Source organism: Paraburkholderia diazotrophica (assembly GCF_038900755.1).
GTDB classification, from domain to species: Bacteria; Pseudomonadota; Gammaproteobacteria; order Burkholderiales; family Burkholderiaceae; genus Paraburkholderia; species Paraburkholderia diazotrophica_A.
On record NZ_JBBPEN010000009.1, the window covers coordinates 262,586 to 287,271 of the forward strand.

General features: G+C 60.9%; 23 protein-coding genes and 1 pseudogene. 12 read left to right on the forward strand and 12 right to left on the reverse strand.

Annotated features, from left to right (window positions below; all coding sequences use genetic code 11):
* Positions 1 to 248: 248 nt before the first annotated feature.
* Positions 249 to 602, reverse strand: a pseudogene (locus AABE10_RS26425) (TonB family protein); the annotation flags it as partial.
* Positions 603 to 1,413: 811 nt separating this feature from the next.
* On the opposite strand from AABE10_RS26425, the gene AABE10_RS26430 reads away from it, so the two are divergent.
* The 5 genes from AABE10_RS26430 (at position 1,414) to AABE10_RS26450 (ending at position 4,752) form a co-directional block, all read left to right on the forward strand.
* Positions 1,414 to 1,722, forward strand: coding sequence for a DUF4148 domain-containing protein (locus AABE10_RS26430; protein ID WP_342936157.1), 309 nt, complete (start codon positions 1,414 to 1,416; stop codon positions 1,720 to 1,722).
* 110 nt (positions 1,723 to 1,832) lie between these two features.
* Positions 1,833 to 2,450, forward strand: a complete 618-nt coding sequence (locus tag AABE10_RS26435; protein ID WP_342936158.1) for a dihydrofolate reductase family protein — start codon at positions 1,833 to 1,835, stop codon at positions 2,448 to 2,450.
* 66 nt (positions 2,451 to 2,516) lie between these two features.
* Positions 2,517 to 3,083: a TetR/AcrR family transcriptional regulator gene (locus AABE10_RS26440; RefSeq protein WP_342936273.1), complete on the forward strand. Its 567-nt coding sequence runs from the start codon at positions 2,517 to 2,519 to the stop codon at positions 3,081 to 3,083.
* A gap of 177 nt (positions 3,084 to 3,260) precedes the next feature.
* Positions 3,261 to 3,686 (forward strand): organic hydroperoxide resistance protein, encoded by a 426-nt coding sequence (locus AABE10_RS26445; RefSeq protein WP_342936159.1) that lies wholly within the window; start codon positions 3,261 to 3,263, stop codon positions 3,684 to 3,686.
* A 37-nt stretch (positions 3,687 to 3,723) separates the two neighbouring features.
* Entirely contained in the window at positions 3,724 to 4,752 is a 1,029-nt protein-coding gene (locus AABE10_RS26450; RefSeq protein WP_342936160.1) for an alpha/beta hydrolase, read from the forward strand.
* Positions 4,753 to 4,965: 213 nt separating this feature from the next.
* Here AABE10_RS26450 and AABE10_RS26455 read toward each other — a convergent pair whose 3' ends face one another.
* Together AABE10_RS26455 and AABE10_RS26460 are read right to left on the reverse strand one after the other, a co-directional pair.
* The gene (locus AABE10_RS26455; protein ID WP_342936161.1) at positions 4,966 to 5,631 is read right to left on the reverse strand and encodes a VOC family protein; all 666 of its coding nucleotides are present in this window, start codon (positions 5,629 to 5,631) and stop codon (positions 4,966 to 4,968) included.
* Between the two features lie 187 nt (positions 5,632 to 5,818).
* Complete coding sequence (locus AABE10_RS26460) at positions 5,819 to 6,082, reverse strand: hypothetical protein (protein WP_342936274.1); 264 nt, start codon at positions 6,080 to 6,082, stop codon at positions 5,819 to 5,821.
* 417 nt (positions 6,083 to 6,499) lie between these two features.
* Here AABE10_RS26460 and AABE10_RS26465 point away from each other — a divergent pair, with 417 nt between their 5' ends.
* The 6 genes from AABE10_RS26465 to pstS all read left to right on the forward strand — a co-directional run bounded on the left by AABE10_RS26465 (position 6,500) and on the right by pstS (position 13,496).
* Positions 6,500 to 8,188 (forward strand): hypothetical protein, encoded by a 1,689-nt coding sequence (locus AABE10_RS26465; protein ID WP_342936162.1) that lies wholly within the window; start codon positions 6,500 to 6,502, stop codon positions 8,186 to 8,188.
* A gap of 417 nt (positions 8,189 to 8,605) precedes the next feature.
* Entirely contained in the window at positions 8,606 to 10,276 is a 1,671-nt protein-coding gene (locus AABE10_RS26470) for an MASE1 domain-containing protein (protein ID WP_342936163.1), read from the forward strand.
* Positions 10,257 to 10,916, forward strand: a complete 660-nt coding sequence (locus AABE10_RS26475; protein WP_342936164.1) for a response regulator transcription factor — start codon at positions 10,257 to 10,259, stop codon at positions 10,914 to 10,916. Before AABE10_RS26470 ends, AABE10_RS26475 begins: the two co-directional genes overlap by 20 nt.
* A 163-nt stretch (positions 10,917 to 11,079) precedes the next feature.
* Positions 11,080 to 11,343 carry a DUF4148 domain-containing protein gene (locus AABE10_RS26480; RefSeq protein ID WP_342936165.1) on the forward strand — a complete coding sequence of 88 codons (264 nt, stop codon included), beginning with the start codon at positions 11,080 to 11,082 and terminating at the stop codon, positions 11,341 to 11,343.
* Positions 11,344 to 11,702: 359 nt separating this feature from the next.
* Entirely contained in the window at positions 11,703 to 12,395 is a 693-nt protein-coding gene (locus tag AABE10_RS26485) for a CBS domain-containing protein (RefSeq protein ID WP_342936166.1), read from the forward strand.
* 63 nt (positions 12,396 to 12,458) lie between these two features.
* On the forward strand, positions 12,459 to 13,496 hold the full coding sequence (gene pstS / locus AABE10_RS26490) for a phosphate ABC transporter substrate-binding protein PstS (RefSeq protein ID WP_342936167.1): 1,038 nt from the start codon (positions 12,459 to 12,461) through the stop codon (positions 13,494 to 13,496).
* A 154-nt stretch (positions 13,497 to 13,650) separates the two neighbouring features.
* Here pstS and AABE10_RS26495 read toward each other — a convergent pair whose 3' ends face one another.
* The 9 genes from AABE10_RS26495 to AABE10_RS26535 all read right to left on the reverse strand — a co-directional run bounded on the left by AABE10_RS26495 (position 13,651) and on the right by AABE10_RS26535 (position 22,908).
* Positions 13,651 to 14,025 carry a hypothetical protein gene (locus AABE10_RS26495; protein ID WP_342936168.1) on the reverse strand — a complete coding sequence of 125 codons (375 nt, stop codon included), beginning with the start codon at positions 14,023 to 14,025 and terminating at the stop codon, positions 13,651 to 13,653.
* Between the two features lie 131 nt (positions 14,026 to 14,156).
* Positions 14,157 to 14,744, reverse strand: coding sequence for a hypothetical protein (locus AABE10_RS26500; RefSeq protein WP_342936169.1), 588 nt, complete (start codon positions 14,742 to 14,744; stop codon positions 14,157 to 14,159).
* Between the two features lie 382 nt (positions 14,745 to 15,126).
* Positions 15,127 to 16,068, reverse strand: coding sequence for a hypothetical protein (locus tag AABE10_RS26505; RefSeq protein WP_428983391.1), 942 nt, complete (start codon positions 16,066 to 16,068; stop codon positions 15,127 to 15,129).
* Between the two features lie 283 nt (positions 16,069 to 16,351).
* On the reverse strand, positions 16,352 to 17,368 hold the full coding sequence (locus AABE10_RS26510; RefSeq protein ID WP_342936170.1) for a DUF2955 domain-containing protein: 1,017 nt from the start codon (positions 17,366 to 17,368) through the stop codon (positions 16,352 to 16,354).
* Between the two features lie 8 nt (positions 17,369 to 17,376).
* Positions 17,377 to 18,516, reverse strand: a complete 1,140-nt coding sequence (locus AABE10_RS26515) for an HlyD family secretion protein (protein ID WP_342936171.1) — start codon at positions 18,514 to 18,516, stop codon at positions 17,377 to 17,379.
* Complete coding sequence (locus AABE10_RS26520; RefSeq protein WP_342936172.1) at positions 18,513 to 20,084, reverse strand: efflux transporter outer membrane subunit; 1,572 nt, start codon at positions 20,082 to 20,084, stop codon at positions 18,513 to 18,515. The genes AABE10_RS26515 and AABE10_RS26520 overlap by 4 nt, the downstream gene beginning before the upstream one ends.
* A 20-nt stretch (positions 20,085 to 20,104) precedes the next feature.
* A complete protein-coding gene (locus AABE10_RS26525; protein WP_342936173.1) occupies positions 20,105 to 21,208 on the reverse strand; it encodes an AI-2E family transporter in 1,104 nt (367 codons plus the stop codon).
* A gap of 145 nt (positions 21,209 to 21,353) precedes the next feature.
* The gene (locus AABE10_RS26530; protein ID WP_342936174.1) at positions 21,354 to 22,166 is read right to left on the reverse strand and encodes a MarC family protein; all 813 of its coding nucleotides are present in this window, start codon (positions 22,164 to 22,166) and stop codon (positions 21,354 to 21,356) included.
* Positions 22,167 to 22,275: 109 nt separating this feature from the next.
* The gene (locus AABE10_RS26535; protein ID WP_342936175.1) at positions 22,276 to 22,908 is read right to left on the reverse strand and encodes a hypothetical protein; all 633 of its coding nucleotides are present in this window, start codon (positions 22,906 to 22,908) and stop codon (positions 22,276 to 22,278) included.
* A gap of 676 nt (positions 22,909 to 23,584) precedes the next feature.
* Here AABE10_RS26535 and AABE10_RS26540 point away from each other — a divergent pair.
* On the forward strand, positions 23,585 to 24,643 hold the full coding sequence (locus tag AABE10_RS26540) for a hypothetical protein (RefSeq protein ID WP_428983386.1): 1,059 nt from the start codon (positions 23,585 to 23,587) through the stop codon (positions 24,641 to 24,643).
* Positions 24,644 to 24,686 lie beyond the last annotated feature (43 nt).

The window sequence follows — 24,686 nt, forward strand, 5'->3', positions numbered from 1 at the left end:
TGCAGACGATTACTGACGATGGGTGGATCGGATGGCTCAGGATGGACATTACTTTTGCCGATGCGGCCCAGTTCACTTTAGGAAAATGTAAGCCGTATATCAAGGTTCACGACAGGATAGGATTGGTTTTCGTTGTGCGTGCAGCGTGTGGTTCTGCGCACTGATCCGGCGCACGGTGAAGTGCTTCGTTAATACAGTGGAGATTCGAGCAGCGGTCACGTCGGATATCGGGCCATCCGTCGTGCAAGTCAGTTCAGCGTCTGCGCTTGCGGTGGCGTGAGCTCACGCATGTGGAATTTGCGGTTGTCGTTGAATAGCCAGTCCTCGAAGAGTTCCAGTTGCCCGCGTCCATCGAGCAGTTGCGCCGGCGGCTGTGGCAACGGCGAAGAGCGGCGAAGCGATGCAAGCGCAATGCGCTCAGCGTCGCCGTCGCCATTCGTCCGATACACCGAAGATCCGATTACGCGTCCGCCGCGATCGACGACGACCGAAAGCACCACAACCGAGCGCAGCATCGCCTGGGGATTGCCGTGCAGCACGTCCGACGGGTTGCTCTTCTCGATGCGTTGCGCGACGGCGACCTGGTACTGGTCAAGCCGGGCAAAGGGCGCTTGCACGTCTTTCTCCATCGGCTGGCGATGCACGTCGCCTGCGGACTCATTTTCCTCAGCTCCATTTTTCTCAGCGATATCGCGAGCGGCGGGATCGACGGCTTCTACTGCCGGAGGCTTCTGCGTCGACTGCGGTATGACGCTGACTACGGCGGGAACGTATCGGTCAACGGTAGCCGGAAATACGCCAGGCTCGCTTTCCCGTGATCCGGCGGGCACAGCGTCGGTTTTTCCCGATGGATCTTGAACGATATCGGCAGCGAACGCTGCAGGTAGCGAACAGGAAATACCGACGACAACGGCAAGCGCGGCGGCTCGCAAAACTCTGCGAACCCGCTTCTGGAGTAACACGGACTACCCCTGCTTCTGCTTCGTCGGTTCGACCGAACGCCTTTTGACCGCAGCGCAACTGCTGCCAAGGATGGCGAGAAGAACCGGCACGCCTCTCGCGCGTTCGATTTACTTAAGCATACGCAGTGCCCGATTGCGTGCTGCCGGTGGGCAGGCTCTTTCTTTAGCACTGGAGCAGGTTTCATTGCCCCGCTAGCCGGTACAGAACCCCCCAATCAACCGCTCAGGTACATCCTCAACGCGTTAATGTTTCAATGGCTGTTGCGACTTTTTTCTGCGCTCGCTTTTTGAATTGGTGTCAATTATCGGGCTAGCGTCGTTCAGTGATGTCGCGATGGCGGCAAACGTAAAATGATTCAATCCGGGCGGCGCAATGGGTTATCGACGAACCGCCGCGCGGGCACTGATTTCAGCCCTCGTACAGCGCTGATTTACTGAAGGGAGACGTGGCATGAAGAACTCGCCGACGATCTGGCCAGTGCTTCTCGCTTTGGCCTTCTCGCTCGCCGGCTGCGCCACAAGCGGCACAGCGGACGGCGCGGCACATCTGAGCGCAGCGCAATGCCGCGACCTAACCGCTCTCAGGAACAACGCGCCCCTCACACCCCAGCGCAACAGGAGTGAACTCGCCGCGCTCGAGGCGGCGGGGTACGAGCCGTCCAGGTGGTTTGATCCGTACTATCCCGATGATCTACAGGAGGCGCTACGTCAGGTAGATCGTTGGTATCAGCAGGATTGCCAGCAGTCTCGGATTGAGTGAGATCGAGGCCGCACGGCACCGCATGCAGGCCGCTGCGCTATTTGTCGATTCACATGCGAATCGTTCGTCGTATCTGTGGACCGACCGCGTCCGTAGATCGGGAGATCATTATGCGCAAGCTCATCGTTTCCGCTTTCGTCAGTCTGGATGGCGTCATCCAAGCCCCTGGCGGCCCGGGAGAAGATCCCAGTGACGATTTTCGCCTCGGTGGCTGGATCGTTCCCTATGCCGACGAAGCCATCAGCCGAAACTTGCAGGACCTGCTCTCACGGCCGTTCGACTTGCTGCTGGGCCGTACCACCTACGACATATTCGCGGCATATTGGCCGCGCGTGCCGGCCGATTCAGGCAGCCGGGCCATCGCAGACCGGTTCAACAGCGTATCGAAGCACGTGGCCACGCATCGGTCCGATACGCTCGACTGGCACAACAGTCACGCACTGAAGGGCGATCTCGCGGACGCGATACGCGCGCTTCGACGTCAGAACGGCGCTGATCTATTGACGTTCGGCAGCGGCAACATGGTGCGCCAACTGCTCGCAGCCGGTCTCGTGGACGAGCTTCGGCTTGTGATTTATCCCGTCATGCTTGGGCGCGGCAAGCGCCTGTTCGGCGAAGACGCACTGGCGTCCGCCTTCACTCTCGCGCGTTCGATCAGCACGCCTGGCGGAGTGCTGATTACGCGCTACATGCGCGACGGCGAGGTGCGCACGGGAGCGTTCGAATGAGACGATGAATACTGCATGCAGAAAAGTACCTTGACATTCTATCTAGCAGTAGATAAAGTACGCTACATGGAACCGACAAGCACCGTTCGCGATCAGATTCTCGACCACGCCATCACGTTGATGATGCTCCGCGGTTACAACGGTTTTAGCTATCGCGACCTGTCCGGCTTGGTTGGCGTGAAAACTTCGAGCATCCACTATTACTTTCCGTCGAAAGACGACCTGGTGCTCGAAGCCGTCAACCAGTACAGCAGCGGCATTCTCGCCGCGCTCGGTTCTATAGACGCTTCGCTTCGGGCGGATCAGAAGCTCAGCAAGTACACAAAGCTGTTCGGCAGAACCCTCGGAGAAGGCGATCAGATCTGCCTCTGCGGTATGCTCGCCGCCGATATCGAGGCATTGCCCGATAACGTGCGCGCTGCCGTGCAGTCCTTCTTCAAGGCCAACGAAAGCTGGCTCGCAAAGGTGCTTGCGCAAGGCGCGAAGGAGGGTACGTTGAACGTCAACGGCAAACCCGAGCACGTCGCACGAACGCTGTACGCCGCCTATCAGGGCAGCGTGCTTGCAAGCCGGTTGTTCAGAACGAAGGCGCGGCTCGAAGAAGTCGAGACTTCGTGGAAGGTTTTGAAGTAGATGTATTGAGGCGGTCGAGCACCGCCTTTAGTTGGGCCAGGTTATCTATCTTCTAGTAGATTGATACTCGGCGAGACGCATCGAAGCAGGGTCGAGGTTCGCGCAGTTATCTATCTACACATAGATACCCAAACGAATCGCCTCGTATTTCAACCAATGTTTGTCGGGAGTTACATCATGTCGATCGAAAAAGTTCTTTACCGCGCCCACGCTCATGCCACGGGAGGCCGCGACGGCCGCGCCGTCGTCCCTGAGGGCAAGCTCGACTTCAAGCTGGTCACGCCGCGTGAACTGGGCGGTGCGGGTGGTGAAGGCGCCAATCCGGAGCAGCTGTTTGCGGCTGGTTACAGCGCATGTTTTCTTGGCGCGATGAAGTTCGTTGCGGCGCGCGACAAGACGCCCATTCCCGCAGACGTCGCCATCGACGGCAGCGTCGGCATTGGCGCGATTCCGAACGGCTTCGGCATCGAAGTCGAACTGAAGATCTCGCTGCCCGGCATGGCCCCCGACGCCGCTCGATCGCTGATCGACAGGGCCCACATCGTATGCCCGTACTCGAATGCAACGCGCGGCAACATCGACGTCACGTTGACGCTGGTTTGATCGGCTTCGCCTCATTGACAGAATATTGGAGTTCAAAATGAAACCCGTAAAGCCCCTTATCCTCGCCGCCGTGCTCGCCGCGAACGCCATGCTTGCTTCGGCCGCAACGCCCGCCGCGCAGGCAACGCCGGACCGCGTCACGTCGGCATTCCTGACGCAGCTCAACAGCGGCACGGGTCCCGCCATCAATACTCTGCCGCCCGCCAAGGCGCGTCAGGTGCTGATCGATGCGCAGAACAGCGTGAAGGTCGATCTGTCAGGCATCGAAGTGTCGAACCGCACGATCGAACAGGACGATATCAGCGTGCCGCTGACGATCGTCCGCCCGCAAGGTGCGACGGGCACGTTGCCTGTGTTCATGTTCTTCCACGGTGGCGGCTGGATACTCGGCGACTTCGAGACCCACGAACGGCTCGTGCGCGACCTCGTCGTGCAGTCCGGCGCGGTGGCCGTGTTCGTGAATTACACGCCCTCTCCCGAGGCTCGCTATCCTGTCGCGATCAATCAGGCGTATGCCGCGACCAAATGGGTCGCGGGACACGGCAACGAGATTGGCGTGGACGGCAGCCGTCTGGCCGTGGTCGGCAACAGCGTGGGCGGCAATATGGCGGCCGTCGTGAGCCTGATGGCGAAGGACAAGCACGGTCCGCAAATCCGCTTCCAGGGTCTGATGTGGCCCGTCACTGACGCAAACTTCAGCGACGGCTCGTACCTCGCCTATCAGAAGAACCACTTCCTGACGCGAGCCATGATGCAGTGGTTCTGGGACGCCTACACGAAGAACCCCGCACAGCGCGCGCAGGTCTACGCGTCGCCGCTGCGTGCCTCCGATGACGAACTGCAAGGTCTGCCGCCCGCATTGATTCAGGTTGCGCAATTCGACGTGCTGCGCGACGAAGGCGAAGCATACGGACGCAAGCTCGGCGCCGCTGGCAATGAAGTCACGACGACGCGCTACAACGGCACGATCCACGATTTCGGTCTGCTCAATGCGCTCGCCTCCGATGCGCCGACGCAAGCAGCGACGAAGCAACTCGCGAACGAAATCAGAACGCGGCTGCAATAGTCGGTTGATTCCCGTCCCGGTGAAATGGCGCACGAGCCATCGTGCCGGGCTGCGGATTTCGGCGAGAGCGTCGACGTTGAGCGCTCTCGCTTTCCCGACAAAGTTTGTGTCAAAGAGTCACACGACGTTGGGCTCCCGATGTATTCGCGATGACATCACCATGCCTTTAGCAACACTGTGCTTCTCGCGCACTCGAATGCCCGAACGCAAGACTCATTTCGAGGCGGCCTGCTCACCGACGATAAATTCGGCGTACCAGTCCGGCCAGTTTTCGTCGTGCTGGCCGGCTAGTTTCTCGTGCTCGCCGTGCGCAGCCGCAGCACGACGCAGCGCACCCGCAAGCTCAATCGAAGAAGCGAATGTCGTGTCGTGCGTTTCCACGCGTCCGGGAAGCCGTGTGGTCACCTCCTGAAGAACCCAGCCATTTCCATCGGGGTCGCTGAATGAAGCGAATGAACCGTAGCTCTTCCGTTCCGGATGAGGGCCGCTCACGCGCCCTTCTTCGCCGGCATGGTGGAATACGCCGCCGACGTCGTGGAAGATTTCGCTTACGTCGACACCCCGTTCGACGAGTTCTGCGCGCGCCGCGCTTACATCTGACACGATGAGGTGAAGCCCCTGTGCTGAGCCGGGCGCTGCTGTCGTGACGCCCTTGCCGAACAGGATCGAGCATTGCGAGCCCGGAGGTGTGAAGTGTACGACCCGAAACTGGTCATTCTTCGCGATATCGACGTCGAGCCTCCATCCCAAGCCAATGTAGAACTGCTTCGCGCGATCGACGTCCGACACGGGAATGACGACGACCTCCAGTTTCATGTCGGCCAAGCTCGCTCTTCCGGTCGTCGTTGCGGCGTCGCTGCGCGTCTGTCCATTGCTCATGTCAACCTCCTTACGATCGCAGGATCTACGAGTGTCAAATTCAAACAGGGAATCGAGTCGATGGCCTGATCGGCCTGACCGAATCGTCGGACAGAAGGCCTACGGTGAATTGCCGTTCCCCACGCAAAGTCTCTGAAAGACATCCACTCTTTTCAAGGAAATCTGCTGCGCGTGCCGCGGCAAATCATTATCTCGTCGAAGTGGCATCGTCGACTTGCATGTCGACAAACGGTGTCGCCGTCACCGCCATAGCGACGTGATCGGATGCGGGCAAAAGACCGGCGAACGCCGCGATACCCGTCGCGCACATCACCGAAACAGAGAAAGCGGCGACGATCGCGAGCGAACGACGGGTTGCCAAGGATGCGACGACGTTGCGCAGCGTGAGCATGACCATCTCCTGAATTGACGCAGCGATCGTTTGCAACAACCGCGCCAATCGAGACGGCATCCGCACCACCTGTTCGGCATCGTGCCTCTTGGCCGTGCTATCGACGTTCGCCCGCAGCGAGCGATTGACGAACGATCGCCGAGGTGTTGGATTCAGCCAGACACTGCACCGCGTCCGCCGCGCGCCAAACCAACACCGGCACCGTCTTTGCTGAAGCAAATCCTAAGCAGCTTAAATAGAAATCAAATGCTGACTTTCCGTTCCTCCTTCAAGTACTTTGCCAATTCCCATATAAAAGTTTTCGGGTTATTGAAAGAGCCATTTCACGACACTTACGACCGTATTCCAGCGAACCGATTGCCAGCTTCGAGAAAGCCCTGCGCCATTAGTTGTTCATCAATCGCCGCTAGATTTAGCCGGCTCTATCCCTGCTGTTCCGCCAGATCGAGTCCTGTCAGATCCCCTACGGAGACGTAAATGAAAAAAGAGAATCCCCGCCCGATGGTTCGCAATCTGATGTCCGCCGCAAGCATGTCTGTCTTTGCTGTCACGGTTATTTCCGCGAGCACGGCCGCACACGCGCAGCCGTCCGGTCACGACGGCGACGCCCGCTTCAAGCCGGGTCTGCTGGTTGTCAGCCGCAGCGTGTACGACAATCTTTCGAGCAACGTTCGGGTCGGCGCGATTCTGCCGCCCAATTGCGCCAGCACTAACGGCGGATGCAGCGCATCCACGGGAGCACCTTCCGACGGCAGCTATCCCTACGTCTGGAATAACGACGGCTACGATGCCAGCTTTGGCATCACATCACGCATCTTTCTCGATCAGATCACGCCGGGCGGCGCATTCGTGAGCGCGCTCGAAGTGCCGAACAGCACGCTGCAGGGCTTCTCGCACGACCAGTTGGTGACAAGCTTCAGCTCGAAGTCGGAACTCGCGTTGCATCTGTCCACCGACGGCAAATATCTGATATTCATGGGTTATGTCGCGCCCGTGAATGCGATCGACGTTTCCAACTCCAACACGCCCGGTGTAGTCGATCCGACCGACCCTGTCGGGCAGAACTTCTATCGCGCTGTCGCGCGCGTCGATCGCAACGGACACTTTCGCTTTACGGAAACCAATGCATATAGCGGCAACAACGGCCGCGCCGCGATTCTCAACGACAGCGACGGGCACGACATCATCTATACGGCGGGTAATGCGGGCAATGGATCGAACCCGCAACCCGATGGCGTGATTCTCGGCGCGGGCGCGCAATTCATCGATGCATCGAAACAACGTGAAGCTCAACAAGATCCGGGCACGCCTGCGCCGCTGGCGAGTTTCTCCGTCACGCAACTGGGCGCGAAAGCGGACAAGATCGGCAAGGACGACAATTTCCGCGGCATGACCGTCTTCAACAACGTGCTGTACCTGACGAAGGGAAGCGGCAGCAACGGCGTGAATACCGTCTACTTCGTCGATACGACGGGCAATGCATGTCCGAACGGCGTCGGCGTGCCGTCTGCGCAAGCAAAACTGCCGACAGCGCCGCTTGCGTACAACCCGCCGACGCTTCAGACCAGCGGCCTTCCGAACAACATGTGCATCCTGGCTGGCTTCCCGTCTACGCCGAACAAATCGGCGACTACGCTCTCGTACCCGTTCGGACTCTGGTTCGCCGATGCGAATACGTTGTACGTGGCCGACGAAGGCGACGGCTACACGGGCGGCGCCGATCTCTACACGCACGCGGCAGCGCAATCGGCTGCCGGACTGCAAAAGTGGATCTATAACGCAGGCACGAAGAAGTGGACGCTCGCCTATACGTTGCAGGGCGGCCTCAACCTCGGCACGCAATACACCGTCAAGGGCTATCCGTCCGGTTCCAATGCGGCGACGGGATTGCCTTGGGCGCCCGCCACGGATGGCTTGCGCAACCTGACCGGCCGCGTCGACGACGACGGCACGGCGACGATCTGGGCGATCACGTCGACGGTGAGCGGCAATGGCGATGTCGGCGCGGACCCGAACAGGCTCGTCGCCATTCGGGATGTCGTCAAGAACACGACGGCTGCCGGCGCATCGCAGGAAAAGTTCGTCACGCTACGCAGCGCGGGCTACGCGGAAGTGCTAAGAGGCGTTTCCTTCGCGCCGGGTACTGATCTCAACGGGCACTTCTGATCTGCCCACGTGACCGGGCGAGCGCTTGGAAAGAGCGCAAGGAAGCACAAGCGCTCGCCGTGCTACTGCTGAATATCATCGCGCGCGGACCTGCCGCCCTTTAAGCGAACGGGCGACAGGACAATCACATCCTCCTTATATTTGACAATGTTCTTGCAAGTCGGCGATTTAGGTCAACGCGCGCTGTGTAGCGTTTGATTAACGCAGTGGGTACTACGACAATCGAGTCGTCAGGTGAGGAAATGGCGCCGGGTGACTCGCTGGCTGACATACGACTTTCCCACCTTCGATCCCCGCGAAGAGCACACGTCTCAAACATCAGTCGAAAGGCTCGTTTTTCTCGTTGTCGCAGCCTCGTATTGCGTTTACTCTGCGCGCGGTGCGTATTGGCACTTCGGCTTCAGGAAGAAGCGAACAATGGGTACCATTCGGGGCAATTCCAGGTTCAGGCTTTTCGTGCACATCGGGATCGTTGCATTGGCGTATTACGCGGGTGCAAAGACGGGTCTTGCCTACGCAGTCGTGGGCGGCGCGATCTCCCTCGTGTGGCCTTCCAGCGGTATTGCTCTTGTTGCGCTGCTCGCTCTCGGCTTCAGAGTTGCGCCGGGGATTGCCATTGGCTCATTCCTGGCCAATGTGTCGGGGGGCGTGCCCGTTGCAGTGGCCGCAATCATCGGCACCGGGTCGATGGTTGGCACCTTGACGGCGGCGATCGTGTTGAACCGCGTGACCCGATTCCAGATCACCCTCGATCGCATCAATGACGTGTTGGCCTTCATTGGCGTCGCTGCCGTGATGAGCACGGCTGTCAGCGCGCTGGTCGGCACGACCGCGCTTCTGGCAGGCGGCCTGGTGCCCGCTACCCAGTACGTCGCGGCCTTTCTGAAGTGGTGGCTCGGCGACATGATGGGCGTGCTCGTCGTGGCACCGCCGCTCTTCAGTTTCCTCACGTATTCGAATCCTGTCCGCTCCGCCGAACAGGCCATAGAAGCGTGCGCGCTGACTATTGCGACCTTCTGGGTCAGCTATCTCGTCTTCGGCGCGCCGCAACTTGCCGGGCTTGGCTACTACCCTGCGGCGCTCGCGATTTTCCCGTTCATCATCTGGGCGGCGCTGCGCTTTCAGCACCTCGGCACCAGCATCGCGACCCTGATGGTCTCGATCGTGGCCATCTGGGGCACCACGCACGGCACGGGCCCCTTCGCCGCAGAATCTCCAGTGGATAGCCTCGCGAGGTGGTGCACGTTCGCGAACGTCGTAGCGGTAACGGGTCTGCTGCTGGTGGCGGCACGCGCTCAGGAGCAGCGCGTTTATCGCCTGCTGCAGGAAGCTCACATCGAACTGGAACGACGCGTTCAGGAGCGGACGGAAGACCTGGAGAAGGCAAACAATGAACTGAAGGAGGAGATGGCGCGACGCCGTTTGCTGGAAGGAGAACTGATCCAGATCGGCGATCAGCAGCAGAGGCTCATCGGCCGGGAACTGCATGATGGACTCGGGCAACAGCTGACCAGCCTGGGTCTGTACTGCACCGCGCTGAACCAGAAACTGCAGACGCAAGACCACCCCGCCGCCGCCGATGCCGCTACCGTCGTCGGCCTGGTGAAGCAGGCGTCCTTGACGACCCGCAGGATTGCCCACGGCCTGGACCCGGTCGCGATGGAATATGGCGGTCTTGCGGCCGCACTGCATGGGCTGGCAAACACGACTCACACGCTCAACGGCGTGGATTGCACGCTGCGGATCGCGCCAGACGTGGACTTGCTCGATCCGCTCATGCAGATCAACCTCTACCGTGCAGCGCAGGAAGCCGTCAACAACGCGCTCAAGTATTGCAACGGCCACCGCATCTGGATCGACCTGGAGCGCGCGGGCGGTCTCCAGACGCTTTCGATCAGCGACGATGGCGTAGGCATCGGCCAGGAAGAAATGGAGCGTGCGTCAGGACTGGGACTGCACAACCTGCGTCACCGTGCGAGCCTGCTAGGCGGCTCTTGCACCGTGACTCGCAATGGTCTGGGCGGCACCACGGTCGCCATCAGCTATCCGCTGCCGGAGGGTTCGGGCCGTGCACGAGAAATCCGCTAGCCGTACGACCCAGATCCTGATCGTGGATGATCACCCGATCATCCGCGAGGGGATGACACATCTGCTGAATCTGCAAGAGGATCTGCACGTCTGCTGCGCAGCCGGTAGCGCCGAACAGGCTCTGGCAGCGATGAACTGCCGGCCCGACATGGCGATTGTGGACATCAGCCTGCAATCGGACTCCGGCCTGGAGCTTGTCAAGACGCTTCGTCATCGCTATCCGGATCTGATGATTCTCGTGCTCAGCATGCATGACGAAAGCCTCTTTGCTGAACGCGCGCTGCGATCCGGAGCGAACGGATATCTGATGAAACTCGAGGCCACGGAGCACGTCATGAGTGCCATTCGCGAAGTACTGGCAGGCAACGTTTACTTGAGCGCCGCCATGCACGAGAAGCTGGCGAGAGCCCTTACGGCGCCTCATAAAAAACCGGAGGGCCGAATTGCGAGCCTGTCGGAACGGGAATTCGAAGTACTGCACCTGATCGGCCTCGGTTTCAGCACGCGCGAAATCGCAGAGAAGCTGAGCCGGAGCGTGAAGACCATCGAGGCGCATCAGGCCAATATCAAGGAAAAGCTGAATATCCGTAGCGGCAAGGAACTGATGCGGTTCGCCATTCAGTGGATCGAGAGCCAATAGAAACGGGCAGAAGCCGATAGAACGAAGCCAGCCCGCCGAATAGGGCAATCCCCGATACTCTTTTAGGACTCGGACCTTATTCATGCGCATGTGACCGGCGAATACAGTCGACGATGCCGGCGAACTGCGTCGGCAATGTCAATGCACCAGGCTGGAGAATGCGATGAAAGCCATGTTTTTGATTCCCGTCGCAGCACTGTCACTGTCTGCGATGCAGGTCTATGCCGCCGATGAAGCAAGTACTTCGAGTACTGGCTCCGAAAGCAATGCCGCGATGACGACCGATGCCGTCGGCGGAACGATGGCCGGCGCGACCACCAGCGGAGCGAGTGTCGGCAAGACGCGCGCCCAGGTCTATCAGGAACTGATCCGCGCCGAAAAGGATGGGTCGCTGAACCGGATAAACGAGTACTACGGTGGAAATTGACGCCTGACTGCAAGAACCGCACGGCGCCCGTCTGGAACCGGCGACTCCCGGGCGCTGCTCGACATGCTTGGCGATCCCTGAATGCGCAACCAAAGCCGGACTGAAATCGATATCCGCGTTGATCGTTCTCCAATCACGCAATGGCGCTCAGCGCTTCGCGATCGCATCGAACTAACTGTACGAAGATTTCGGCTCACAGCGGCATTCGTAACAGGTCAGGTCGTCCCTGACGGGATATCACATCGGCTTATTGAATCAAGGCGCCTCAGCACCGAGCGATCCGCTGCCGGTGCGTCTGCCGGAACCATGCGACGGGTGCAACAGATGGGGACCCGACGCGACACGCTGAAGGAACGATCATGCGCGCACTCGACATCATGACTACGCCCGTCGTTACCGCCACACCAGACATGACGATCCACGACGCTGCAAGACTGTTCGTCGACAACCACATCAGCGGCATGCCCGTCGTCGACGAAAACAAAAAGGTCATCGGCATCGTCAGCCAGGGAGACCTGTTGCATCGTGTGGAGAACGGCACCGGCCACGGAAAGCGTCGGTGGTGGCTCGAATTCCTGTTGTCATCGCCGCGCGAGCAGGCCGCGAGATACGTGAAGGAGCACGGTCACGTCGTCGGCGACGTGATGTGCAATCAGGTGATTTCGATTTCGGAGGACATGCCTCTCGCCGAGATCGCGGACCTCATGGAGCGCCGGCACCTCAAACGCGTGCCCGTGCTCAAGGACGGCAAGCTGGTCGGAATCGTGAGCCGTTCGAATATGATCCGCGCGCTGGCGAGCGTCGTGCCGGCCGCCGACGCTATTTCGCTCGACGATGCGAGCCTGCGCGACGCGATCGTGCGTGCAATGCGCGGGCAGCGCTGGAGGCTGCCGAAACAGGGCGTGCTCGTCAAGGACGGTGTCGCGCATTTGTGGGGCGTCATCGAATCCGAAGAGGAAAAGCGCGCGATCCACATTGCGGCCGAATGCGTGCCCGGAGTCAAGCGCGTGGAATACCACCTGGAGTTTCCGAGCGTGATTCCGACGCTGTAGTTCGCGCGCCAGACAACTTCGCCTGAAGCAAGTCCCGCGACAAGATCCAACCGGAGACCATCCATGAGAACATTGCGCACCTTGACGGCCAGTCTGCTTTGCTGCCTGTTTGCAGCCGCCGCCCATTCCGCCGACATCACGGGAGCCGGCAGCACGTTCGCCGCGCCGCTCTATATGAAGTGGGCCACCGACTATCAGAAGTCGGGCGGAAGCAAGGTGATCTATCGCGGCACGGGCTCGTCGAATGGGCTCAAGCAGGTCATGGCCCACGAAGTCGACTTTGCTGGATCGGACGCGCCGCTCACCGACGATCAGCTGGCCAAAAACGGATTGCGGCAATTTCCAACGGCGATCGGCGGCGTGGTGCCCGTCGTGAACCTGCCCGGTCTCAAAGCGGGCGAGGTCGTCCTGACGGGGCAGGTAATCGCCGATATCTTTCTCGGCAAGATCCTGTATTGGGATGACCCCACTATCGTGCGGCTGAATCCGAAGATCAAGATGCCAAACTACCCGATTGCCGTCGTGCGTCGTCAGGACGGCTCAGGCACGACGCTCATCTGGACGCATTATCTTGCGCAAGTCAGCCCGGAATGGAAGCGCAGGGTGGGCGAAGGCACCAGCGTGCGCTGGCCGCTCGGCATCGGCGGCAATGGAAACGAAGGCGTTGCGACATACGTCGGATATCTGCCTGGCGCGATAGGCTATGTCGCGTGGGACTTCACGAAGCAGAATCACTTGACGTACACGGCCATGACCAACGCTGCGGGCACCGTCGTTCAGCCCGGCGTCGCGACGTTCAAGGCAGCGGTGGCCAGCGCCGACTGGTCCGGTTCGTTCTCCCAGTTGCTGACGAACCAGCCGGGCAAGGACGCGTGGCCCGTGATGGGGGCCACCTACGTGTTGATTCATCAAACGCCGGACAACCCGGCCCACGACGGAGCAACGTTGAGGTTCTTCGATTGGGCATTCAACCACGGGGGACAAACGGTCGATACGCTGGACTACATACCGCTACCGGAACTGGTCCTGACGAAAATCCGCGCGCAATGGCCTGCAAATCCCGGCGATAACGTGGCGGGCAAGCGGCTCGCGGGCCAATGATCCGGAAGTGCCGATATGACTCGCCGCCCATCGTGCGTCCTTCAGACGAGGTCATGAGGCGATATCGGGCACTGCTCGCATGATACGAATCCGTGACGTGTACATTGTCCGATTGCATGGGACGGTTCGGGGCCATGTCCGCCCGACGATGCACTCACCGTCCCATCCGTCTGTCATAACTGCGCGAGATGCGATCGAGTAGCGAAGGGTCGCGCGCGTCCTTCGAATTGAACTGCACGACGACACTTCCATCGGCTTGCTGTCGTACGCTCGAGGTCACAGTAGCACCGTCGAGCACGCCGACGATCGTGCCGCTCGCAGGGTCTTGCACGGTAATCGACACACCCTCGTCGTGCATTGCGCCCGATGCGGCTGCGAAAGAGCGGTCGAAGCTGGCCGGCGTCGTGATGACGGTGCCGGGAGGCACCGCATAGTATGGGCATCCCGTCAGGGACAGCAGCGAGCCGAGAACACCCGTCAGCAACAGGCATCTATAGATGGCGCTGCCGGTTTCAGGCTTGCCGCGCATCGCCTCCTCCGTGCCAGCGCGAAGCCGGCTTGTTCTACGAAGAATCATCGCTGTTCACCTGCATCGAACACGACATCCGCGCACCGTTGGCCGCCAGCGCGCTCGCTCCATACGTGATGTTCCGCGCCGCTTTACTGCGTGGCGCCGGGCGTGACCGTGATCGCGACGGCTTCTGTATAGACAATCTCCACCTGATCACCCTTGTGGACGTTCTTCATCTGCTCCGGGTCCTCGACGTGCACGTCGACCAGATTGCCCTGCGGACCCTTCAACGTGACCGTCTTCGCCTTCGTATCGACCGAGACGACATCGGCCATCACGGTGATCTCCCGCCCAATCGTGCCGCCTGGCTTGGCTCCGGGAGCCGCGCGCTCTTCAATCAGCCGTTGCGTCGCTGAACGCGGACCGTTCGTTTTCGAAAGGCTCAGCGACATCGCTTCCCTGTATTCCGTCGTGACGATATCTCCGACCTTCAGTTGATCGAAGTTGCGCGCCTCTTCTCCCACCTCCAGCTGGATCACCTTGCCTTTCCTGTCCTTGAGCGTAACGGTCCGGGTCGCCGGCTCGATTGCGACGACCGTGGCCGTCACCTTCGACGTTCCGACTACCGTCGCGCTGCCCGCCCCCTTCGTGACATCCACTGTGGTTTGCGGTTGGGCAAGTGCCGGGCATGCCGTCATCACGACAGCCATCGCAAGAAAAACGTGACTCGCTTTCATTTCTGCGCTCCCGGCGATCAACCAGTCGTCCGCTGTCCGGAACAGGTTCTACCGGATAGCGAGTGCGGACCACGATCAATGGCGATTGAATTGAAGAATCCAGCACGGCTCATGTGTGCGCGCACGCTCGACGCTTCGTGTCCAGTGTGCGCGAATTCAGTCTAGGCGCTGCGTCTGATCGACGGTATTGGACTTTGGTCTTATGGACTGCAGACGTTTAGAACGCGCATCGTTCCCGGCCAGGCCGAGCGGTTCCTCTATTGCCGTTCGCGTGACTGAACCATTCTTCTTTTGGAACGGCATTGCGTCCGCTGTCCGGTTAGTGGTTCTTTCGGTCACGAGCGTCAGCGCACGCAACATGCCGGCCGACGCTCCCGAGGAATCAAAAGCTCACCGCCAGCCCGAACGACACGCCGTGCACATTGTGTCCGAACACATATCTGACGAGCGCGCGCGTGCGAGTGATGACGATCGGATATTTGCTGCTGTCGAGTTCCAGTCCGACGCCCAACGACGTCAGATCGTTAAAGCCCAGCACGCCGGCGCTGTCGCCGAAGTAATGCGAGTAGGCAAGCTCCAGCACGTAGCGGACTGGCCGATCCAACGCGCGCCAGCCCGTCGGCGCGCGCCAGCGCGTCCACAGGCTCAGTTGCTGCGCCATCGCTGAACCCTGAACGGCGTCGGAGCCACCAAAGCTGCGCAGATAGATATCGGTAGCTCGCAGTTCAGCATCGATTTCGTAGTTCTCGCGGTAGTGCTCGTAATCGAGCATCAGCGAGCCGCCATAGCCGTATGCGTCCAGCGATCCGTTCTCGAGAAACTGGAGGTTGCTGTCCGTGACGTGATTGAAGACTGATTGCCCGACCTTCAGATCGCTCGACACGCGTCCGATCGTACCGTTCAGGATGGGCCGGAACACGAGCTCATCGGTGATCCGCAAATCCCAACCGAGGCCCACCGTGCCGCTGAAGGTATTCCATCGGGTCGGCACCTCGCGCTGCGTGGCGCCATCCGAGGCGATGAAAGTCGGATCGTAGCGGCTATAGGCGAGCGTGCCCTCCATGTACAACGGAAAGGACTTGCTGATCGTGAACCCGCCGCCGAACTGCGTCTGGCCAAAACCCGGGTTGCCCGTCGTCCCGCTATTGATCGACAGCGAACTGGTCGTGACATCGGGAACTGTCGTGTACGTCATGATGGCGAGCACGGCGTCCGCATGCTGCTTCACGTTGCCGCCAATCACAGTGCGGCTCGACAGTTGATCCGGTGTCCCCTGCGCATGTAACTGCGAGGAAAACAGCGCGATGAGCAGACACGCGCCCATCATCCATCGCGCGCAATGCGACCGTTTCCACCGGACAACGCCCGTTTTCATGCGAGCACGCGGACTGTCGAGTTGACCGCACGCCCATCTGTTGGTGTGCGCCTGCATATGTGCTCCGTCGATTTGCTGCGTCTGATTGCTTCCCCGCAACTTTCCATCGGTCAATACCGCTTTCTATCCGGCTAATCCTTCAGCGCCATAATCGCGCAGAAGTACACCGTTTCATCCATCGGCGAAAGTTGTGCGGTTCAACGGTTCGGCTGACCCACGACTGCACATCGCCTCATCCCGCCTGGCGGCGTTGTTCGAACAGCAGAAGCATGAAACACGCGTAGACCGTTACGGCCAGAAAAAGCCCCATACGCACCGCAAATGCGGTGTAGACATCCTTGCCCGCAACGCTGTCCTGCACCGATTGCCCCAGCAGAATGATCATCGTGACAAGACTGTTCAGCCAGAAACCCGGCGAACAGCGCGTCTCGCTAAGGGCGTAGAGCTTGCGTCCCACCAGCAGGCCGAAAAGCAGCATCCACAGAAAGAACATCCATAGATCGACAAAGAGCCTGAGCGAAAACCAGAACGCGATGGCTAGCACGCCGCCGAGCAGCGTCGAGCCGATCAGATCGCGCGCCGCGCTGCGGGCCGTCGTCGTGCAGCTTTGTCTGCCGAGGCTGACGGACTTCATGATGATCGGCATGTAGCTTGCCGGATCGGTCATGGCGAGCAGATACGCGGGCATCACCACGAGTGCGGCGCGAAGCGCGATGTACGCGGCCTGATCGTCGGGCATGGCCCGCGCGACAGATTGCGGCCGCGCGCTCACGGGCTGCTCGGGAACGAGCACGTGCATCAGTACGGATACGAGTACCGCAAGCAGGAGCCCCTTCACCAATGCGCCGACAACCGTCATCGCGAGTTCGAAGTCAGCCGTGCCCGCAGCGGAGATCATCGTCAGTCCGGCTACCAGAAACGTCGCGACGAGATTGTTGCCGCCGCGCAATCCGTATCGAAAGGCGAGGAAAAGCATGAGGCCGATGAGCGCCACGCCAGCGAACGCGTAGTGACGAAGCAACGGAACGAGGAGAAGGCCGCTGCCCGTCGTCAGCGCCACGACAAGCGCGAGAAGCACGCCCGCCTTCAACGACAGTGGCCGGTTTCGGGTCGCAAGCAGATAGACGGCAAACACAGGCGCGACGACGGGAATCGACAGGTCCAGCGCGAAACTGAGCGCGAGACATAGCGCTGTGCCGATAGCCAGGCGGAGCGCGCGTCGACCGGGAAGCAGGAGCCTGTTGTCCATAGCCGTCGTCAGTAGAGATAGGAGACCCAGCTCATCACGCGCAGAAACACGCGGCCCAGCGGATTGAGCGGATTGCCCTGACCCGGAAACGCCATGACCTCGGCCTGGCCGCCCACGCGAATGTTGTGCAGACGCGAGCGCTCGTCGCGATCGAACTCGACGATCACGGGAAAGCGTTGAGCGGGACGCAACCAGTCACGGCTGTTCTGCACGGTGGGCAGGCTGCCGGGCGGCGTATCCTGCCCCACGCTCACGCCATAGCCGATACTGCGGACGCGGCCTTCGAAGATTTCGCCCGGCAGGGCGTCCAGCGCTATCGCGACGGGGGTGCCCGGCTTCAGATGACCCAGATTGTTCTCGGTCATCTCTGCGCTGACCCACACATCGCGAATCGCGATCAGTGTCATCACCGGCTTGCCTGCCGACGCGAACTGGCCAACCTCTGTGCTGAGATCGGTGATAACGCCTCCCGTGCGCGCCTTGATGCGCGTATTGGCAATATCGAGTTCGCTTTTCTCCAGCGCGGCGGCCGCGCTGCGCAACTGCGCGTTTCCGGCCTCTTCGCCGCCCTGTTGCTCACGTGCGCGCTCGACTTCGGCGCGCGCCGCCGCAACCTGGCTTTGTGCCTGCTCATGCGTCGCTCGCGCCACTTCGAGGCGCCGCAGCGAAACTGTACCCTCGTCCTCGCGATACAGTCTCTCGAGCCGCTCGCTGTCCTGCCGCGCCTTGACCTCGTTTGCGATCGCTGCGCGAAGCGACGCGAGCGCCGAATCGATCCCGGCCGTGCTCGCGCCGACCTGGCGTCGCGTGGTTTCGAGGTCGGCGCGCGCGCGATCGGCTGCAATGCGGTACTGCTCGCCGTCGATTTCGAACAGCGCGTCGCCCGCGTTGACCTCCTGGTTGTCGTGCACGAACACGCGTGTCACCCGTCCCGATACTTCCGCGGCCACAGGAACGACGAAGGCCTGCACGCGCGCCTGCTGCGTGTACGGCGTAAAGCGGTCGGCAAGCAGATACCAGATGAGACTCACCACGATCAGCCCGCCGATCCACTTCACCGCGCGGCGTGACGGATCGGCGGGGGGCGCTGGAGGCGGTCCCGGCGATGGCGCCGCCGTCGATCGGGAGGTCTCGGTCGTTTCGCTCATGGCGACGCACCGTCGGATGGCGTGGTCGCCGCAGGCGCACCCGCTTCGTTCAGCATGTCGCCCCAATCGGTGCGTTGCTGCATCTGCTCGCGCGTCGCGTCATCGACGAGCGGCTGCTCGGTCGTCCAGCCGCCGCCGAGTGCCTTGTAAAGCGCGACCAGACTGCCCACCGCATTGCTGCGGTTGACGATGTACGCGTCCTGCTGCGCGAAGAGCGCGCGCTGCGCATCGAGCACGCGCTGGAAGTCCGAATATCCTTCGCGGTAGACCGTGTTGGCCAGCGTGAGCGAGCGACGCGCGGACGCTTGTGCGTCGTTAAGAATCGAGTCCCGCTGCAATGCGGCGATCAACGCGGTGGCGGCATCGTCGGCCTCGCGCGCCGCCTCGCGCACGGTGTTCTGGTACGCGACGGTCAACTGCTGCAAGCGGGCGTCCTGCACGCGCACGTTGTTCGTGATCCTTCCGTTATCGAACACGTTCCATGTCACGCTCGGGCCGACGGCAAAGGCCAGCGTGTTCGGCGAGCCGGTCAGCGAACTCGCGCTCCAGACCAGCGAGCCGAGCAACGAAACGGATGGATAGAGATCGGCCTTGGCGACGCCGATAAGTGCCGATTGCGCCGCCATCTGATACTCGGCGGCGCGCACGTCCGGGCGGCGCAAGAGCAGATCGGCGGGAACGCCCTGGAGTACCGCGCGATCCACGAGCGGCACCACGCCTTCTTTTCCGGATTGCACATCCAGTTCGGGGAGCGGGCCCGGTGGCCGCCCCATCAGCACGGACAGCGCATGACGTGCGAGCACGATCTGGCTTTCGAGATCGGGGACGCTGCTCAGCGTGCCCAGATACTGCGTTCTCGCCTGCTGGAGATCCAGCTCATCAGTCTCGCCGGCCTTGAAGAGCTTCTGTGTGATCTCGTAGCTGCGCCTTTGCAACTGGGCGTTTTCGCGCGCAATGCGCAGACGCGCCTCGGCCGTGCGCAACACGAAATACGTATCGGCGACCTGCCCGTGCAATAGCACCAGTGCCGCGTCGCGGTTCGCCTGCGCGGCGAAGAACGCAGCGTCTGCCGACTCGATGGCGCGAGCGAAACGCCCCCAGAAATCGAGCTCCCATCCGAGCGTGAAGCCCGCGCCGTACTGCAAATAGACGCCCGAGCGCGTGTTGAATCCATCCGAGCGCTTGCGCGCCGAAGCGAGGACATCGGCACTCGCCTGTTGCACCTGAGGGTAGCGCCCCGCGAGCGCGATGCCGAGCTGCGCGCGTGCTTCGAGTACGCGCAGGCCCGCGATCTTCAGATCGCCATTGCCCGCATCGGCTTCGGCAATCAGATGCTCTAGATTCGCGTCGCCGAATACCTGCCACCACTGCCGTACGTCAGGCTGCGCCGCCTGCTGCGCGAGCTGTTCTATCGATGCGCTGCTCCAGTGTTCGCTCCACGCTTCATGCTGCGGATGGAAGTCGGGGCCCACGCGCATGCAGGCGGCCAGAACGCCAGCGACGCACGCGATGACGCAGCCCGGCTGGAGCAGCGGCAGCGGCCCGTATCGGCGAATCGAAGGCAACATGGCCATCTCCGCAGCATCTTTCAGGGCTGCTTCTGCTTTTGCCACGGCTCGCGTTCCGGCTGCTCCCTTACCCAACGCCAGAACAGCTGGTAGGCCACTGCGAGCATCACGGGACCGATGAACAGCCCGATCACCCCACCCGTCACCATGCCGCCGAGCGCGCCGATCAGCACGACGGGCATCGGCACCGCGACGCCACGCCCGAGCAGAAGTGGTTTGAGCACGTTGTCTGCGAGACCCGCGACGAAGACATAGACGGAGAAGATGATCGTCGCCGTGCTCACGCCTTCCGTAACGATCACGAACGCGATGACGGGAATCGTGATCAATGTGGCGGGCAACTGCATGATGCCGATCAGCAGCACGGCGAGCGCGAGCAGACCCGCGCCTGGGATGCCCATCACGATGAACGCGATGCCGATCAGCAGCATCTGGATAAACGCGATGCCGACCACGCCCTGGGCCACGGCCCGGATGGTGGCGGTGCACAGATCGGCGATCTGCCGGCCGTTTTCGGGTCCCGAGATGCGCGACGCGATCTGCACCGCGCTGCCATAGCCCTTCTCGCCGTGAGCCATGAAAATGCCCGCGACGATCAGCGCGAAGAAGAACACGAGCAGCCCTGCGCCAAGACCCGTGACCGTGCCCAGTAGCGCGAGGCCGGCTTCCTTGAGTTGCGGCGCAAACTTTTGCGCAAGACCCGTCATGTCGGTCGAGGCCTGCGCCCAGAAGTCGTACACCCGCTGACCCACTATCGGCCACGCGGCGACGGATTCGGCAGGCGGCGGAATCTGGAGATTGCCGCTCCTGAAAATGGCCATCGAGCGCTCGATCGAATTGGCCACCGCGACGCCCAGCAGATAGGTCGGCACCAGAATGACCGCGAACGCGACGAGAATGATCAGCGTGGCGATCAGGCCGTCCTTGCCGCCAAGCGGACCGCGAAGTCTTACCTGAAGCGGATACAGTGTGATCGCGAGGATCAAGGCCCAAACCATCAGGTTGAGGAACGGGACGAAGATCCGGAAACAGAAGACGGCCAGAACAGCGATCAGTCCGGCGCGAATCAGGACATCGAGCAACTCTCTCGATATCGTCCGTTGGGTAATCGGCGTGAGCGTCATCACGTGTCTCCTCACTTACTCATCTTATTTAGCATCCCAGGATCAAACGCCGTTGCAATGTCCAATCCGTTTTTCCGGTACCGCGAAAGCCAGGGTGAAAAGACATGGCGCGACCCGGTTTCGACGACATCGACCGATCCATATGTCATTTGATACGCACCCACAAGGGCACCGATTCGAGCAGATCATCGATGCCCAGCCACAAGATCTGAATTCCGATGCAAAAGAGTATGAACGCGAAGAGCCGCTCGGCGACTTCAGTGCCGACTGGTCCAAGCAGCTTCTCGATGTTCGCTGTGAACCGGATGCACAAGTAGATGCTGCACCATAGAACGGCCAAGGCCATGAGCACACCGGCGAGGTGAATCATCGCGACGCCTCCGCGTGGCCTGCCTGTGCCGAGTGCAATCGCGACGGCGATCGATCCTGGGCCGACGGTGATCGGAAGCGTCAGTGGATAAAAGGCCCTCGCGCGCAACGAGGCCTCGCGAGTCGCGTCGGAGACGGTCCTCTGTTCCGGCTCGCGATCCGCGTCCGAAGGCGCGTGCAGCAGATTCCATCCGGCAAACGCGATCACCATTCCGCCGGCCACCCGTAATGCGGGCAGCGATATGCCGAAGAAGGACAACACGTACGCGCCAATCGAGAGCGACAGAAACAAGATGATCAGACTGTTAATCGAGATGCTTTTGGCAAGATAGGCTCGCTCAGCCGGCGTCGCTTGCGGGACCAGGCTAAGGACGATGAATCCCGCCGCCGGCGGATTGATGACGGGAAAGAGACCTGCGACGACAAGAAGAAAGGTTTCGGCAAACTGATTCAGCATTCTGCCTCCGCCGATCAGAAGAACAATGCGCAATGTCGGCAGGACAAGCGACAGACAAAGCAACATGGCCGTCCGGTTGACCGCGATATCAGATACCGGGTAGCGAGCCGCGACAACACGTGCAGCTTCCACCAAAGCGGACGACCATCAGCCAGACGCGCAATCCTCGTCAAAGCGCCGCTCGCGCCTTTTTCGATTCCCTCTTTCTGGTCCCCCCGTTAGCACGCAACCCGAAGCATCGTCACCTGTGACGCGCAATGGCATCGATGGCTGTCGTCACCACCGGGTCCGCTTGCGGCCACGGCGCGTACAACCCGCGTTCTTCATGTTTCTTCCTCGCGGCCGTACCGGCACACGCAAACACGCGTGCCCCCCGCCCACGATGACTCGCGGAAACGTGGCGCGTTACCTGCAGCGCGCCATCGGCCAACATCGCGCGCACAGCGACGAGCACCTCGTTGCGACTCGTGCCCAGTTGCTGCGCAATCTGCATCGCGGTGCGCTCGCAGCCATCCGCCAGCAGCGCCTTGATTTTCCCGGCGAGCCGTCCCGTTCTTTGCGGCTGACGATCTACAGCCGGGGGAATCAATGCACCGTTTTTTTCGCACAGGTCTCGCCTGATCAAGGGCGAACAGGCCGATAGCCCGCTGTCGTGCTTCCCCGGATTGCGCGCGCGACAGCAACGCTGATCGACATCGAGTCGGCAAAGCGGGTTCTCGAAGATCGTCGTCAGTTGATCGACGGTGAAGCGCGCGCGAAGCGCTCGCCATACGTCCTGCCATCCTTCACAGACTCCGCCGCGAGCGAGCTCATAGGCAGCTTGCCTGATCGTTTCGCGAGTCTGAAGGAGGTCCCAGTCGGGCACCCGTTTCATGGCCGGCTTCGCCGTGCGCGGCCCGTGTTTCCCCTGCCCGGCATACGGGCTGTGTGCAATGGGCCTTGAATGGAACACTCTGCCTGCAACATCGCCCGAAATCGGGTCATGGCCAAAACGTACGGCCGACCGAGCGCCGCACGGACCATGGCTATCAGTAGATTCCTTGACGTCGTCATGCGAATCTCCGAACTAACATGCGCGAAGTCAAGAATAGGCCGGGCGTGCGCGAGCGGATATTGGACCTTGGTCCAATATCTATGCGCTCATCAGATCGGCGCTTCTTAGCCCATCTTGCGCTGCGGCATATCCGCGTGGACGCGATTGACGTCGATACCGTCGCGTTGCCTCGGCTCGAAGAAGTCATGCCGGAAGATATCGCTTCGCCCGAAAGATCCCAGCGTTTTCTATCTGCCTCCGCCCATCGCGTTCACCGTATTCGGTCACGATTACCTGCCAGATGTGTTCCAGCACATTTCCCACCGCTTTTTGTATGTCGCTTTCTCTATAACGTTTCCTCTATTCCGTCATATTCTTGCCGAAAAAATGACCGGCAGATGCGGCAATGGCACGAATTACTGGTCGACGACTCGCCGGCAAGGGCGGCTCATGTGTGTCGTTGCCCCTCCAGCATCTACACGGTTTGTTTCCTGCACTCCGGCAGCGGAAATCTCTCATGATCAAAAGACGCCAGATTCTCGGCTGCCTGACGGCGCTCGGCGGCAGCTATGTACTTAACGGATGCGGGGGCGGCGGTTCCGGCCCGAGCGCTGTCACCAACAATCCGCGTGTCGTCAATGCTGCGAGTGCGGGCACGTTTTACGGCATCAACGGACACTACGACTATCGCTACACGCCTGCCCAGATCGTATCGATCATCAAGACCCTGGGCTGCTCGACGTATCGGCTCGGCTGCACGGACGACCCGACGCAACTGAACGCCGTGGCGAAACTCGCTCAGGCATTCCAGTCGGCGGGCCTGACCTTGTTCGTGCTCATCGATCTCAGCATTTACGACGGCAACCGCAGAATGTTCGCGAGCGAATCGATCGCGTACGACCGTGGGCAGTCCTGCGCGGCGACCGTCGCCAACGCGCTTGCGCCCTATGGCGTGACGATGTACGAGTGCGGCAATGAGTTGACGCGCGCAAGCGACATCATTCTCGATGCCACGACTGCCGGCACGAAGGCCGTCGATTTCAACAACACGAACTGGCCGATCATGCGCGGTGTCATGCGGGGTATGATCCAGGGCGTGAAGTCGGTGCAACCCGGCGCGAGTTGCGGCATCAATTTCTGCGTCGCGGACATCGGCGCATCGGACGCCTTGTGGGACGGCATGCAGCCGGATGGAACAGGCGGTCATCCGACGCTGCGATGGGACATGACGACGTGGCACAACTTCGAGGTCTACGGGAACATCTTCGATATCGGTTCCGATGGGTCAGGTCCGGGTTTCAATCTGCCGGCGTACTGCAAGTCGCGCTACGGCGTGCCGTTCCTGCTCACCGAGTGGAACACGGGGCCCGAAAAGACAGGGGCTTATCGGGCCACTTATATCAGTGCTCAGTTCGCCAGCTACTTCACGGCCAGAAAGACGCAAAACATCCAGTCGGTGATGTACTACGTACTCGATAGCGGAGACTCGACCTACGGCCTGATGATCGACGGCGCCATATTGAGTCAGCCGTATGACGCATTCACCAGCTTCATCGCGGCGCACCCCGATACCTGACGGCGCCGCCGCTCGAGCGCGTGCATACGCGCTGATTCACAGC

What these genes read in the sequence shown, in the direction of transcription:
- AABE10_RS26445 (WP_342936159.1), top strand. Translation starts at nt 3,261, where the DNA reads ATGTCGATCGAAAAAGTTCTTTACCGCGCCCACGCTCATGCCACGGGA.
- AABE10_RS26435 (WP_342936158.1), top strand. Translation starts at nt 1,833, where the DNA reads ATGCGCAAGCTCATCGTTTCCGCTTTCGTCAGTCTGGATGGCGTCATC.
- AABE10_RS26450 (WP_342936160.1), top strand. Translation starts at nt 3,724, where the DNA reads ATGAAACCCGTAAAGCCCCTTATCCTCGCCGCCGTGCTCGCCGCGAAC.
- AABE10_RS26470 (WP_342936163.1), top strand. Translation starts at nt 8,606, where the DNA reads ATGGGTACCATTCGGGGCAATTCCAGGTTCAGGCTTTTCGTGCACATC.
- AABE10_RS26535 (WP_342936175.1), bottom strand. Translation starts at nt 22,908, where the DNA reads ATGAAACGGGTGCCCGACTGGGACCTCCTTCAGACTCGCGAAACGATC.
- AABE10_RS26460 (WP_342936274.1), bottom strand. Translation starts at nt 6,082, where the DNA reads ATGCCGTCTCGATTGGCGCGGTTGTTGCAAACGATCGCTGCGTCAATT.
- AABE10_RS26505 (WP_428983391.1), bottom strand. Translation starts at nt 16,068, where the DNA reads ATGGGCGCGTGTCTGCTCATCGCGCTGTTTTCCTCGCAGTTACATGCG.
- AABE10_RS26500 (WP_342936169.1), bottom strand. Translation starts at nt 14,744, where the DNA reads ATGAAAGCGAGTCACGTTTTTCTTGCGATGGCTGTCGTGATGACGGCA.
- AABE10_RS26540 (WP_428983386.1), top strand. Translation starts at nt 23,585, where the DNA reads ATGATCAAAAGACGCCAGATTCTCGGCTGCCTGACGGCGCTCGGCGGC.
- AABE10_RS26495 (WP_342936168.1), bottom strand. Translation starts at nt 14,025, where the DNA reads ATGCGCGGCAAGCCTGAAACCGGCAGCGCCATCTATAGATGCCTGTTG.
- AABE10_RS26465 (WP_342936162.1), top strand. Translation starts at nt 6,500, where the DNA reads ATGAAAAAAGAGAATCCCCGCCCGATGGTTCGCAATCTGATGTCCGCC.
- AABE10_RS26485 (WP_342936166.1), top strand. Translation starts at nt 11,703, where the DNA reads ATGCGCGCACTCGACATCATGACTACGCCCGTCGTTACCGCCACACCA.
- AABE10_RS26480 (WP_342936165.1), top strand. Translation starts at nt 11,080, where the DNA reads ATGAAAGCCATGTTTTTGATTCCCGTCGCAGCACTGTCACTGTCTGCG.
- AABE10_RS26525 (WP_342936173.1), bottom strand. Translation starts at nt 21,208, where the DNA reads ATGACGCTCACGCCGATTACCCAACGGACGATATCGAGAGAGTTGCTC.
- AABE10_RS26510 (WP_342936170.1), bottom strand. Translation starts at nt 17,368, where the DNA reads ATGGACAACAGGCTCCTGCTTCCCGGTCGACGCGCGCTCCGCCTGGCT.
- AABE10_RS26455 (WP_342936161.1), bottom strand. Translation starts at nt 5,631, where the DNA reads ATGAGCAATGGACAGACGCGCAGCGACGCCGCAACGACGACCGGAAGA.
- AABE10_RS26430 (WP_342936157.1), top strand. Translation starts at nt 1,414, where the DNA reads ATGAAGAACTCGCCGACGATCTGGCCAGTGCTTCTCGCTTTGGCCTTC.
- AABE10_RS26440 (WP_342936273.1), top strand. Translation starts at nt 2,517, where the DNA reads ATGGAACCGACAAGCACCGTTCGCGATCAGATTCTCGACCACGCCATC.
- pstS (WP_342936167.1), top strand. Translation starts at nt 12,459, where the DNA reads ATGAGAACATTGCGCACCTTGACGGCCAGTCTGCTTTGCTGCCTGTTT.
- AABE10_RS26515 (WP_342936171.1), bottom strand. Translation starts at nt 18,516, where the DNA reads ATGAGCGAAACGACCGAGACCTCCCGATCGACGGCGGCGCCATCGCCG.
- AABE10_RS26520 (WP_342936172.1), bottom strand. Translation starts at nt 20,084, where the DNA reads ATGTTGCCTTCGATTCGCCGATACGGGCCGCTGCCGCTGCTCCAGCCG.